This is a genomic window from Yimella lutea (assembly GCF_006715095.1).
GTDB classification, from domain to species: Bacteria; Actinomycetota; Actinomycetes; order Actinomycetales; family Dermatophilaceae; genus Yimella; species Yimella lutea.
Window position 1 is genome coordinate 2,229,151 of sequence record NZ_VFMO01000001.1, and the last position, 12,609, is coordinate 2,241,759.

Consider the following 12,609-nt stretch of genomic DNA (forward strand, 5'->3'; position numbering starts at 1 on the left):
TGAAGGCAAGCGCCGACAGATGGGGAGGCGAACCCGTACCTCGCCCCGAAGGAAGAGCATGACGCACAGCATGTCGAGTTCGACGCCGGATTTCGTCGGTCGCCACATCGGTCCCTCGCAGGAGGAGCTGGAAGAGATGTTGCAGGCCATCGGGTACGCCGACGTGGAGGCTCTGGTCGACAAGGCGATCCCGCAGACGATCCGCACCTCGGACGCGCTGGCGGTCGAGGCCGCCACCAGCGAGGCGGCGGTCATCGCCGAACTCCGCGAGAAGGCGAGCCGCAACCGCGTGCTCACCTCGATGATCGGTCTGGGTTACTACGGCACGCACACGCCGGGCGTCATCCGCCGCAACATCCTGGAGAACCCGGCCTGGTACACCGCGTACACGCCCTACCAGCCCGAGATCTCCCAGGGACGGCTGGAGGCGCTGCTCAACTTCCAGACCGTCGTGGCCGACCTGACGGGCCTGACCACGTCGTCCGCCAGCCTGTTGGACGAGGGCACGGCCGTCGCCGAGGCGATGGCGCTGATGCACCGAGCCACCCGCGCCAAGGACGACTCCGTTCTGCTCATCGACGCACAGGTGCTGCCGCAGTCCATCGCGGTGACCGAGACCAGAGCCGACGCTGTCGGCATCGACGTCGTCATCGCCGACCTGCGCAAGGTCACGTCCGCGAAGGACCTCGAAGAGTTCGCCGGTGGCCGCAAGGTGTTCGGCGTCGTCGTCCAGTACCCGTCCGCGAACGGCGAGATCGTCGACTGGAGCAACGTGGCCTGCGCCGCGCACGACGCCGGTGCGCTCGTGACCGCTGCGGCCGACCTGCTCGCGCTCACCTTGCTGAAGTCGCCGGGGGAGTGGGGCGCCGACATCGCTGTCGGCACGAGCCAGCGCTTCGGTGTGCCCATGGGGTTCGGTGGCCCGCACGCCGGTTACATGAGCGTGCGCGAAGGTCTCGAACGCAATCTGCCTGGACGCCTGGTCGGAGTCTCTGTCGACGCCGACGGCGCCCAGGCCTTCCGTCTTGCGCTGCAGACCCGCGAACAGCACATCCGCCGCGAGAAGGCGACCAGCAACATCTGCACCGCACAGGTACTGCTCGCCGTGATGGCGTCGATGTACGCCGTCTACCACGGCCCGGACGGGCTGCGCCGCATCGCGCGCTCCGTGCACGGCAAGGCCGTCGGTCTGGCCGCGGCGCTGCGTGCCGGGGGCGTGGAACTGGTCGCCGACAGCTTCTTCGACACCGTCACCGCGGTGGTGAACGGCAGCGCCGACGGTGTCGTCGAGGCAGCCCGTGAGCGCGGTATCAACGTGTGGCGGGTCGATGCCGACCACGTGAGCGTCAGCGTCGACGAGACCACCACCGAGCCCGAACTCGCTGCTGTCGCAGCAGCTTTCGGCGTGAATGCGCCAGTGCCCGCCGATGGTGAGCCGACATGGGCCAAGAGCCTAGTGCGCGAGTCGGAGTTCCTTGAGCACCCGGTGTTCAACACTCACCACAGCGAGACCGAGATGCTGCGCTACTTGCGTGGGCTCGCCGATCGCGACTACGCGCTCGACCGCGGGATGATCCCGCTCGGTTCGTGCACCATGAAGCTCAACGCCACCACCGAGATGGAGGCGGTCACCTGGCCGGAGTTCGCGAACCTGCACCCGTTCGCGCCGGCCGAGCAGACCGAGGGCATCCGTGAACTCATCGACGAGCTGGAGCAGTGGCTGTGTGCCATCACCGGGTACGACTCGGTGTCGCTGCAGCCAAACGCCGGATCGCAGGGTGAGTTCGCCGGTCTGCTGGCGATCCACGCCTATCACGAGGCCAACGGCAACGGGCATCGCAATGTCTGCCTGATCCCGGCGTCCGCGCACGGCACCAATGCCGCATCCGCCGCGATGGCCGGGCTGAAGGTCGTCGTCGTCAAGACCGCACCGACGGGTGAGGTCGACATGGACGATCTGAAGATGAAGCTCAAGCAGCACGGCGAGAACCTCGCCGCGATCATGGTGACCTACCCCTCGACACACGGCGTGTACGAGGACACCATCACCGAACTGTGTGACCTTGTGCACGAGGCGGGTGGTCAGGTCTACGTGGACGGCGCCAACCTCAATGCGCTCGTCGGTCTCGCGCAACCGGGTGTGTTCGGCGGCGATGTCTCCCACCTGAACCTGCACAAGACCTTCTGCATCCCGCACGGTGGTGGCGGCCCGGGCGTCGGTCCGGTCGCGGTGCGCTCACACCTCGCGCCGTACCTGCCCAACCACCCACTGTCCTCGCACGCCGGACCCGACACCGGTGTGGGTCCGATCTCGGCTGCACCGTTCGGGTCGGCGTCCATCCTGCCGATCTCGTGGGCCTACGTCCGGTTGATGGGTGGGGCCGGTCTGACCGACGCCACCAACGCGGCGGTCGTCAACGCGAACTACGTCGCGAGCCGACTGAACGAGCACTACCCGGTGCTCTACACCGGCGAGGGCGACCTCGTCGCGCACGAGTGCATCCTGGATCTGCGTGGCCTCACGAAGGACTCCGGCATCACCGTCGACGACGTCGCCAAGCGACTGATCGACTACGGCTTCCACGCGCCGACGATGTCGTTCCCGGTCGCGGGCACGCTGATGGTCGAGCCGACCGAGTCCGAGAGCAAATTCGAACTCGACCGGTTCTGTGATGCGATGATCGCGATCCGAGGCGAGATCCAGGACGTCATGGACGGCACGATCGCCGCCGAGGACAGTGTGCTGCGCAACGCGCCGCACACGGCCATCAGCCTCGCCGGCGAATGGGACTACAAGTACTCGCGCAAGGACGCCGCCTACCCCGAAGGTGTCGACCCGATGCGCAAGTACTGGGCTCCGGTCCGTCGTATCGACGGTGCCTACGGTGACCGCAACCTGATCTGTTCCTGCCCGGCGCCGGAGGCGTACGAGGACTGATCAGCGCATAGCACAGCCGGTGGCGGGTCGCAGCGAAATGTTGTGACCCGCCATTTGTTGTCCCCCCGAGTACGGCCGACTCGGCACCCGCAGCTTCGTCGAGCACTTCAACGACGAGCGCGGCTCCCCCCTCGGGCTCGTGACGAAACGCGAAGGGCGCCGGAACAGACGTGTGCCGGCGCCCTTCGCCATGTCGCCTGCACCGGCGGTCAGCGCATCGTTGCCAGGAACTCGTCGATCCGGCCGATCGCCTCGGTCAGCACTTCGACGTCGGGCAAGGTGACCAGGCGGAAGTGGTCGGGCTCGAACCAGTTGAATCCGGTGCCATGGGTGACCAGGATCTTTTTCGCGCGCAACAGGTCGATCACGAACTGTTCGTCGTCCTTGATCGGGTACACGTCCGGGTCGAGGCGCGGGAAGCAGTACAGAGCGCCTTCGGGTTCGACGCAGCTCACGCCCGGGATCTCGTTCAGCAACCGGGAGGCCAGCTTCGACTGCTCGTAGAAACGTCCGCCGGGCACGATCAGTTCGTTGACCGACTGGTAGCCGCCGAGCGCCGTCTGGATCGCGTGCTGCGCGGGGACGTTTGCGCACATGCGCATGTTGGCGAGCAAGGTGAGGCCTTCGAGGAAGTCGGTGGCCAGGTGCTTGGGGCCGGTGATGTAGACCCAGCCGGCCCGGTAGCCACAGACTCGGTAGGCCTTCGACAGTCCGCTGAAGGTCAGGCACAGGACGTCGTCGCCCGCGTACGTCGCGGCATGGTGGTGCTGGGCGTCGTCGAAGATGATCTTCTCGTAGATCTCGTCGGCCATGACCACCAGATCGTGGCGGCGCGCGATGTCGATGAGTCCCTTGACGATGTCGGGGGAGTAGACGGCGCCCGTCGGGTTGTTCGGGTTGATGATCACCAAGGCGTGGGTGTTGTCGGTGATCTTCGACTCGATGTCCTCAAGGTCGGGATTCCAGCCGTTCTCCTCGTCGCACCGGTAGTGCACCGGCACGCCGCCGCAGAGGGTGACCGCTCCGGTCCACAGCGGGTAGTCGGGTGCCGGGACGAGGATCTCGTTGCCGTCATCGATGAATGTCTGCAGCACCATGTTGATCAGCTCGGAGACGCCGTTGCCGATGAACACGTCGTCGACGACCGCGTCGCGGAAGCCGCGCGACTGGTAGTACTGCGCGACGGCGGTGCGTGCGCTGTAGATGCCGCGCGAGTCGCTGTACCCCTGCGCATCGGGGAGTGACTGCACCATGTCGGCGACGATCGCCTCCGGCGCCTCGAAACCGAACGGGGCAGTGTTGCCGATGTTGAGCTTCAGGATGCGGTGACCCTCGGCTTCGAGACGCTGAGCCTCGACGAGGATCGGGCCACGGACGTCGTAGCGAACTCCCTGGAGCTTGCGGGACTGGCGAACGGTGCGCATGCGGTCAGCTTTCCACAGCGGGTCAGGCGGCTGAGCCCGCATCGCCGACAAGCACCTCGACCCGTGAGCCCTGCTCGGTCTTGTGCACGCGGATCTGCGCCGGCACCCGCGTTCGCAACTCGCTCACGTGACTGACGATGCCCACCGTGCGACCGCCCGATCGCAACTCGTCGAGCACCTGCATCACCAGCTCGAGCGACTCGTCGTCAAGGCTGCCGAATCCTTCGTCGACGAGCAGTGTCTGCAGCGGTCGGCCACCGGCCTCGTGCAGGACGGCCTGGCCGAGCGCGAGCGCCAGGGCGAGGGACACCATGAACGTCTCGCCGCCGGACAGTGATGCGGTGTCCCGGGAGGTGCCGGTCCAGGAGTCGAGCACCTGCAGGCCGAGACCACTGCGGGCGCCGCCCTTGGCTTTCGCGTCGGTGTGTTCGAGTTGGTAGCGGCCACCGGACATGATCGTGAGCTGGTGATTGGCCAGTGTGGTGACGTGTTCGAGGCGTGCGGCCAGCACGTAGGCCGACAACCGCATGTGCAGCGCGTTGTCGCCCGCGCCGGAGACCAGGTCGGCGAGCCGGTCAAGGGCCGGAAGTCGTTCTCGGTCGGCCTCGGACTGCGCGAGATGCTGTCGGACGTCCTCGCCGAGCCGCTCGAGACTGCCCGTCGCCCGCTTGGCGTACTCGAAGACCGATTGCGCCTTCTTGTTCTCCTCGAGGGCGGCCCGGCGTCGCGCTGCAGCGGCCGCGGGATCTGCCGGCGTCTGCGCCATCGCCTCTTGGACCTCGGGCTGATCGAGCACGCCACGTGCTTGCTGGGCCAGGTTGTGGGCGTGTTCCAGCTGACGACGTAGTTCGGCTTCCTCCGGAGCGGCAATCCGCGCCGTTACGGCTTCTGCGGCGTCTAAGAAACCTTCATCGTCCAGTTGACGGTTCAGCTCCTGCGAGCAGTCCTCGGCGGTCGAGCCTGCGTCCTCGGCCTGCCGGGACAGTTCGGCCCACTGCTGAAGTTTCGAGGACAATGCCTTGTGGACCAGGACGATCGACTCGACGCGCTCGTCGTCGTGCTCCGAGGTCGCACGGCAGGGACACAGCTCGTCGTGGGTGGCGAGGCAATCGTCGCGACGAGTGCGGGCGTCGGCGGCCTGGGTCTGCAACGAGTCGCGTTCGGTGGTCGCGCGGATGGCTGACTCGTCGGCCTGCTTCTCCTCGTGCTGCAGTTGTTCGGCGCGGTGGGTGAGGTCCACCTTCTGCTGTTCGCATGAGGCGAGCACCGCCTCGGCCCGGTCGACCGACGAGCGTCGGCGCTGCACCTCGGCGCGGATCGTGGCCGCGGTCGATTCATCGAGGGTTTCGGCGGCGAGTTCGCACCAGCGCACCTGGATCAGTTCGAGCGCGCTCTGCGATGTCTCGGTCGTGCCCCGGGCAGCCGCAGCCCGACGGCCGGCTTCGTCGTACTCCTTGCGGCGGGTCGCGGCCTCGGCTTCGGCACGGTCGATGTCGTCCTGGCGCACGATCGAAGCGGACGACGCGGGTGCGGGGTGTTCGCAGGAGCCGCAGACAGGACACGGGTCACCGGTCACCAGGCCTTCTGCGAGTTCGCCGGCAAATCCGGCGAGGCGTCGTACCCGTAGGTCGACGGCAGCGCGTTCCGCGTCCAGGAATACGGTGCGAGCTGCCTCCAGGGACCGCTGCGCGGCACTCAGGATCTTCGTCGCCGACGCGACTCGGTCGCGAGCCTGCTGCCACTCGGCGAGGACGAGTTCACGGCGTTCGAGATCGGCAACGGTGTCGATCGTCTGGCCGGCTGCGAGGGCCGTGGTCGCCAGTACTTGGAGTCGTTCGGCAACCTGGCGCTGCGCGGTGCGAACAGTTTCCTTGGCCGCCTCGGCGGCATTCAGCGTCGTGACGACCGCGGGCAGCGTGCGTTCGGCGCGGTCGAGGATGCGTGCTGCCTCGGCCGCCTGTGCCAGGGCGGGCTCGGCCTGGGCGACGCTCACACGTAGTTGCTCGGGGGCAGTGGTGAGTTCGGCGAGTTCGCCGGTGACCCGCGCGAGGGCGGTTTGCGCCTGCTGCTCACGGACGCGGGCACGCTCGAGTGCGCGGATCGCCCCCTGCACGCGCGTCGCGCACACGTGTCGATCCAGGCGCTGCTGCAGCGCAGCCCGTTGGTCAGCACCCTCCTCCCAGGCCTGCCACACCTGCCCGGCCCGTGCGCCCTGCTGCTGCAAACGGGCGAGTGTGGTCTCTTGATCGACCTGCTGTGTCGCGTTCTCGAGCGCGGCGCTGGTGGCATCGGTGGCCGCGAGCGCGTGGGTGAGGCGCTCGGAGGTGTGCTCCCGCGTCGACTCGATGACCGTCGGCAGCGCGCAGACGGACAACTCACGCCATTGTTCGATCTGCGGGGCAAGGTCGACGAGCGACTCCTCGGCCCGCACGACCGCCGTGCGAATCTGCGCGTCCTTCGCGTCGATGGCCGCGCGTACGGAGCGGCGGGTGTCGACGAGCCACTGCTCGAGGTCACTGAATCGGGAGATGTCGAACAGCTTGCGCAGCAGATCGGCGCGGTCGTCGGCCTTCGCCCGAAGGAACGCCGCGAACTCACCCTGCGGCAACAGCACGACCTGAGCGAACTGTTGCGCGCCGAGGCCGATGAGTTCGTCGAGCACTTCTGCAACCTCGTCGGCGCGCGTACTCAACGTGCTCCACCCGGTGCCGGTGCGTTCCTGCAGCAGCACCTTCGCCGGTCGTTGGACTCGGCCGGTGCCGCGCTTCTTCACCGCGAAATAGCGCGGGGAGCGCGTGACGCGCAGGCGGCGGCCGGCCACGGTGAACTCCAGTGCCACCTCCGGTGTGACGCCGGGACGGGCGTGGTCGCTGGCCAGCCGCTCGGCCTGCGAGCGACGTGCTCCGGGGACGGTGGAGAAGATCGCGAAACTGATGGCATCCAGCACGCTCGTCTTGCCGCTTCCGGTCGGACCGTGCATGAGGAACAACCCGTGCGCCCCGAGGGCATCGAAGTCGATTGTCTCGGTGTCGCCGAACGGACCGAACGCCCGCAGCTCGAGGAGGTGCAGTTTCACGCCACACCCGCTCGCCGGTCGGCGACACCTTCGTCGTCCTTGCCGGCGCGAGCGACCCGGATCGCGCCGAGACCTTCCTGCAGCAGCGCCTGCTCGGCCTCGTCCACCGGGGTGGAACGGACGTGCTCGACGAAGTCGCAGCAGACCTCGACGTCGGCCTTGGCGTGCAGGCGTTGGACGTAGGACTGGCCGGAGTCCGCCCGCACCGGTCTGTCGAAATGCAGCGACAACGTATGCGGGAAACGGCCACGGATTCGCTCCATGGCGGCGACCGGCTGCAGCGCGTCGGTCAGTGTGACCTCGCACCAGGCGTCCTGCGCATGATCCAACGACGGGTCGTCGAGGAGTTCTTCGAGTTCGCCCCGCAAGCGGGCCAGGCCGCGGAACACCGGCGTGGGGATCTGTTCGTAGGTGCCGGCGTCGAGGTCGACCAGCGTGGACGACTTCGGGTGGCCGGCCTCGCTGAACGAGAACGGCATCGGCGACCCGCTGTAACGGACGTTGTCGCGCAGCACCTGCGGCCGGTGCAAGTGTCCCAGCGCCACGTAGTCGATGTCGTCGAAGACCTCGACGGGGACGACTCCGAGCCCGCCGACCGACACATCACGCTCGGAGTCGCTGGTCGTCGCGCCCGCGACGAAGGAATGGGCCATCACGACCGTGCGTGCGGCCCCCGGGTGTTCGCGGACGCGGGACAGCGCCGCTCGCATCACTCCCGCGTGGGTGCGCTCGGTGGCACCGAGCGCCTCGGCCGCAACAGCAGGTTCGAGGTAGGGGAGGGCGTGGATCGCGGTGTCGCCCACCACGATGGGTGAACCGATCTGCGACAGATCGGTGACGATGTGCAACCCGACGCGGGACAGCAGCCGGGCACCGAAACCGAGCCGCCGGGCGGAGTCGTGATTGCCGCTGGACAGGATCACGCTGGTGCCGGCCTCCGACAGGGCGACCAGCGCATCGTCCAGTACGGCGACTGTGTCGGGAGAGGGGAGAGCACGGTCGTAGATGTCGCCCGACACCAGCAGTGCGTCGACGCGCTCGGACCGAACGACCTCGACCAGGTGCTGCAGAAATGCGCGCTGGGCATCGAGCAGCCCGACCCCATGGAAGGACCGGCCCAGGTGCCAGTCGGAGGTGTGGAGCAAGCGCATGGTGCGAGATTAGGTGGCACCACCGACAACCTCACCGACCAACACGGGTCGGGGTCCGGTTGCCGGGCAAGCGGACGTCCGTCGCCTGAATATTCCTGCGAAGTCCAGCGGGCGAACAGCCCTACGGGTAGTGCCTCCTGTGGTTAGTTTTGGGCGCAGCATTCGACGAAGGGGTGGGTCATGGGATCCGACATCGCAGGTACGAGTTACACCCGCGAAGAACGACAGCGTTACCGCGAGAAAGTCCGTCAGGATCTCGACGTCTTCGAACGCATGCTGCACACCCGTGGCTTCGAGTTCGACCGACAACTGACCGGCATGGAGATCGAGATGAACCTCGTCGACGGCCAGATGCAGCCGACGATGAACAATGCGGCGGTGCTGGAGAAGATCCACGACGCCGACTACCAGACCGAACTCGGCCAATACAACATCGAGCTCAACGTGAGCCCGCGTCCGATGCCGGGCGAGGAAGCTCTCAAGCTCGAGCAGGACCTCCGGGCCAGCCTCAACCGCGCCGCCGGTCTGGCCGAGGAAGCCGGCGCCCGCATCGTCACGATCGGCATCCTGCCGACGATCATGCCCGACCACTTCCACACCGAGTGGATGAGCGCGAACACCCGGTACGCAGCCCTGAACGAGGCGATCTTCAACGCGCGCGGCGAGGATCTCTTCATCGACATCGAGGGCCCCACCGGCGAGCGCCTGGCGACCTACGCCGATTCGATCGCGCCGGAGTCGGCGTGTACCTCCGTGCAGTTGCACCTGCAGGTGAAGCCGCTGCAGTTCGCCGCGTATTGGAATGCGGCACAGGCCGTTTCGGGCGTCCAGCTCGCGCTCGGCGCGAACTCACCGTTCTTCTTCGGCAAGCAGCTGTGGCACGAGACACGCATCCCGCTGTTCAAGCAGGCGACCGACACCCGCAGTGTCGAGCTCAAGAATCAGGGTGTTCGTCCCCGCGTCTGGTTCGGCGAGCGGTGGATCACCTCGATCTTCGACCTGTTCGAGGAGAACGTCCGGTACTTCCCGGCGCTGTTGCCCGAGTGCAGCGACGAGGACCCGGTCGCACTCTTCGAAAAGGGGGAAGCTCCCGACCTGTCCGAACTGCGCCTGCACAACGGCACGGTCTACCGTTGGAACCGCCCGATCTACGACATCGTCGGCGGGCGCCCCCACCTGCGGGTCGAGAACCGCGTGCTGCCGGCCGGGCCGACCATCGTCGACACCATCGCCAATTCTGCCTTCTACTACGGCGTGGTGCGTATATTGGCGGAGGACGAGCGTCCGGTGTGGACCCGGATGAGCTTCGCGGCAGCTAACGAGAACTTCTCGCAATGCGCTCGCCGAGGCATCGACGCGAAGGTCTACTGGCCGGGCTTCGGCGAAGTCGCTGCGGACGAACTGATCCTGCGCCATCTGCTGCCGCTCGCACACGAGGGTCTGGAGAAGTGGGGGGTCTCGCAGGCGGTGCGCGACCGTTACCTCGGTGTCGTCGAGGACCGCTGCCGCGCCGGCGTCAACGGGGCGACCTGGCAGATCGCCTGCGTGAACAAGCTCGAGGAACAAGGACTGTCGCGACACGACGCACTGGTCGCCATGATGGAGCGTTACCTGGTCGGCATGAGCGCGAACGAGCCCGTGCACACCTGGCAGCTGCCCTGAGAATCGGACGGCGCAGCCGGCCCAGGATCCGCGCGGTCTCTCGTGATCGGCGCACGTCCCAAGGTGCGCCGATCACCGCAGGGTGCACGGATTGCGGTGGCCTGATCAGTCCTTGATCTGGTGGTTCCACACCTGGATGGTCGGCTGACCGTGGTGGAAGCCGAGCATCGAGATCGAGCCGGCACCCAGCAGCAGACGGGCGCCGAAGCGGGGACTCATCTGCAGGAACACCGATGCCAGGATGCGCAACGAGTGACCGTGGGCGACCAGCGCAACGTTGCCTTCGTCGATCATCGGCGTCACCTTCGCCAGGACGTGGGAGACACGGGCGGCGACGTCCCACACGGACTCGCCGGGAGTCTTGCCCGGGACGACACCGTCCTTGAAGACCTCCCACGTCGGATCACCGACCTGCTCGCGGATCTGCGGCGTGGTCATGCCTTCGTAGCCGCCGTAGTCCCATTCACGAAGTTCGGGCGCGATCTCGACATCGCGCAGACCGGCCAGTTCCGCCGTCCGGACGGCCCGTTGCATCGGTGAACTGAACGCGCCGACGAAGTTCATGTCGGCCAGGAAGTCGGCCATCCGGCGGGCGTCCGCTTCGCCGTCGGGCAACAGCGGCATGTCGGTGGTGCCGGTGTGCTGGCCGGTGCGGGACCACTCGGTCTGGCCGTGTCGGATCAGGACGAGGCTGTGCTCCACCGGTTGGCTCATGGCCGCCACGCTAGTGGCAGGCTTGGCAGCATGACGAACAACGACGCCATGCGCTCGGTCTCCATCGTCCGGACGTCCGCCGGCAAGTTCCGCGCGACCAACGCCCGCGGCGGCATCCTCGACTTCGGCAGCGGCGGTGACGACCAGTTCACGCCGGTCGAGCTTCTGTTGGCCTCGATCGCCGGTTGCTCGGCCATCGACGTCGACATCTTCACCAGCCGTCGCAGCGAACCCGACACCTTCGAGGTGACGGCGTCGGGGGAGAAGCTGCGCGACGAACAGCACAACCACATGGGGCCGATCACGGTGCGGTTCGAGGTCACGTTCCCCGAGGGCGAGGCAGGCGATGCCGCTCGCAAGGTGCTGCCCGATTCGGTGCAGCAGTCGCACGACCGTCTCTGCACGGTCAGCCGGACCGTTCAGCTCGGCGCACCGGTGACGATGGACATCGCCGAGGGCCGCTGAGCCTCGATGGCGGTCCACATCGCGTTCCTGCGAGCGGTGAACGTCGCGCCGCGTTGGGTGAAGATGGAGCAGCTGCGAAAGCTGCTGTCCGACAACGGTTTCGATGACGTCGAAACCCACATCCAGTCAGGAAACATCCGGTTCAGGACGGCCATGCGCAGCCGCGCGAAGATCGTCGCCACGCTCGAGCGCCTGATCGAGGACGAGTTCGGCTTCCCTGTCCCGGTGGTGCTCCGAACACCGGATCGACTGAGCAGGATCGCTGCCTACGCCGATGCATTGCCCGATCCCATCGGCGGTGTGCAGAGTCGCTATGTGACGTTCTGCGTCGAGACGCCGTCGTCCGATACCGCGCGGACGATCGGCGGCTGGGAGGTCGACGGCGAGCGACTGATGGTCGACGGTGACGAAATCCATTGGTGGTTGGCGAAATCTGCGCACCAGGCGAAGATCTCCAATGCGCGTATCGAGAAGCTGGTCGGGCCGGCGACCACCCGCGACCTGAAGGTCGTTCGCGCCCTGGCCGCCAAGTGGGGCGACCCGGCGTAAATTTGCGGCATGGCCCGCTATTACGACGTCCACCCGGTCGACCCGCAGCCGCGCAGCATCAATCAGGCGGTCGACATCCTGCGCGACGGCGGCCTGATCGCATATCCGACAGACTCCTGCTTCGCGCTCGGTGCGATGCTCGGCAATGCCGACGCGAAGGATCGGATCATGCGCATCCGGCAGCTGGACGACAAGCACCACTTCACGCTGATGTGTCACGACTTCGCACAGCTCGGCCAGTTCGTGATCATCGACAACAAGGTGTTCCGTGCGCTGAAGGCCGCGACGCCGGGCCAGTACACCTTCATCCTGCCGGCCACCTCCGAGGTGCCGCGAAGGTTCATGCACGCCAAGAAGAAGACCGTCGGGGTGCGCATTCCGAGTCACCCGGTGGTGCACTCGTTGCTCAGCGCCCTCGGCGAACCGCTGCTGACCAGCACCCTGTTGCTACCCGGTGAGGACGAACCGATGGTCGACGGCTGGTCGATCAAGGATCGCCTCGATCACGAGGTGGACGCCGTCATCGACAGCGGGGAGTGCGGCACCGAACCGACCACCGTCGTGGACTTCGCGTCCGGCTACCCCGAGATCGTCCGGGTCGGTGCCGGCGATCCCACGCCCTTCGAGTGA

General features: G+C 67.0%; 9 protein-coding genes. 5 read left to right on the forward strand and 4 right to left on the reverse strand.

Going from position 1 to position 12,609, the window contains the following annotated elements:
• The first annotated feature begins 58 nt into the window (after window positions 1–58).
• Window positions 59–2,938 carry an aminomethyl-transferring glycine dehydrogenase gene (gene gcvP / locus FB459_RS10845; protein WP_246092410.1) on the forward strand — a complete coding sequence of 960 codons (2,880 nt, stop codon included), beginning with the start codon at window positions 59–61 and terminating at the stop codon, window positions 2,936–2,938.
• A gap of 209 nt (window positions 2,939–3,147) precedes the next feature.
• Here gcvP and FB459_RS10850 read toward each other — a convergent pair whose 3' ends face one another.
• From FB459_RS10850 to FB459_RS10860, 3 genes are read right to left on the reverse strand one after another with little or no spacing between them, the layout of a single operon-like run.
• Window positions 3,148–4,362, reverse strand: a complete 1,215-nt coding sequence (locus FB459_RS10850; protein WP_141928505.1) for a pyridoxal phosphate-dependent aminotransferase — start codon at window positions 4,360–4,362, stop codon at window positions 3,148–3,150.
• Between the two features lie 22 nt (window positions 4,363–4,384).
• A complete protein-coding gene (locus tag FB459_RS10855; RefSeq protein ID WP_141928506.1) occupies window positions 4,385–7,438 on the reverse strand; it encodes an AAA family ATPase in 3,054 nt (1,017 codons plus the stop codon).
• The gene (locus FB459_RS10860) at window positions 7,435–8,589 is read right to left on the reverse strand and encodes an exonuclease SbcCD subunit D (protein ID WP_141928507.1); all 1,155 of its coding nucleotides are present in this window, start codon (window positions 8,587–8,589) and stop codon (window positions 7,435–7,437) included. The genes FB459_RS10855 and FB459_RS10860 overlap by 4 nt, the downstream gene beginning before the upstream one ends.
• A 180-nt stretch (window positions 8,590–8,769) precedes the next feature.
• Here FB459_RS10860 and FB459_RS10865 point away from each other — a divergent pair, with 180 nt between their 5' ends.
• On the forward strand, window positions 8,770–10,251 hold the full coding sequence (locus FB459_RS10865) for a glutamate-cysteine ligase family protein (protein ID WP_141928508.1): 1,482 nt from the start codon (window positions 8,770–8,772) through the stop codon (window positions 10,249–10,251).
• A 105-nt stretch (window positions 10,252–10,356) separates the two neighbouring features.
• Here FB459_RS10865 and FB459_RS10870 read toward each other — a convergent pair whose 3' ends face one another.
• On the reverse strand, window positions 10,357–10,965 hold the full coding sequence (locus tag FB459_RS10870) for a histidine phosphatase family protein (RefSeq protein WP_129623851.1): 609 nt from the start codon (window positions 10,963–10,965) through the stop codon (window positions 10,357–10,359).
• Between the two features lie 30 nt (window positions 10,966–10,995).
• Between FB459_RS10870 and FB459_RS10875 the strand changes: the two genes are divergently transcribed.
• The 3 genes from FB459_RS10875 to FB459_RS10885 are packed head-to-tail and all read left to right on the forward strand — an operon-like array spanning window position 10,996 to window position 12,609.
• The gene (locus FB459_RS10875; RefSeq protein ID WP_129623850.1) at window positions 10,996–11,430 is read left to right on the forward strand and encodes an OsmC family protein; all 435 of its coding nucleotides are present in this window, start codon (window positions 10,996–10,998) and stop codon (window positions 11,428–11,430) included.
• Window positions 11,431–11,436: 6 nt separating this feature from the next.
• Entirely contained in the window at window positions 11,437–11,979 is a 543-nt protein-coding gene (locus FB459_RS10880) for a DUF1697 domain-containing protein (RefSeq protein ID WP_129623849.1), read from the forward strand.
• A 9-nt stretch (window positions 11,980–11,988) separates the two neighbouring features.
• Window positions 11,989–12,609, forward strand: coding sequence for an L-threonylcarbamoyladenylate synthase (locus FB459_RS10885; protein WP_129623848.1), 621 nt, complete (start codon window positions 11,989–11,991; stop codon window positions 12,607–12,609).

Coding starts and splice junctions, on each gene's coding strand:
- FB459_RS10850 (WP_141928505.1), bottom strand. CDS start 4,362: ATGCGCACCGTTCGCCAGTCCCGCAAGCTCCAGGGAGTTCGCTACGAC.
- FB459_RS10865 (WP_141928508.1), top strand. CDS start 8,770: ATGGGATCCGACATCGCAGGTACGAGTTACACCCGCGAAGAACGACAG.
- gcvP (WP_246092410.1), top strand. CDS start 59: ATGACGCACAGCATGTCGAGTTCGACGCCGGATTTCGTCGGTCGCCAC.
- FB459_RS10870 (WP_129623851.1), bottom strand. CDS start 10,965: ATGAGCCAACCGGTGGAGCACAGCCTCGTCCTGATCCGACACGGCCAG.
- FB459_RS10885 (WP_129623848.1), top strand. CDS start 11,989: ATGGCCCGCTATTACGACGTCCACCCGGTCGACCCGCAGCCGCGCAGC.
- FB459_RS10860 (WP_141928507.1), bottom strand. CDS start 8,589: ATGCGCTTGCTCCACACCTCCGACTGGCACCTGGGCCGGTCCTTCCAT.
- FB459_RS10880 (WP_129623849.1), top strand. CDS start 11,437: ATGGCGGTCCACATCGCGTTCCTGCGAGCGGTGAACGTCGCGCCGCGT.
- FB459_RS10875 (WP_129623850.1), top strand. CDS start 10,996: ATGACGAACAACGACGCCATGCGCTCGGTCTCCATCGTCCGGACGTCC.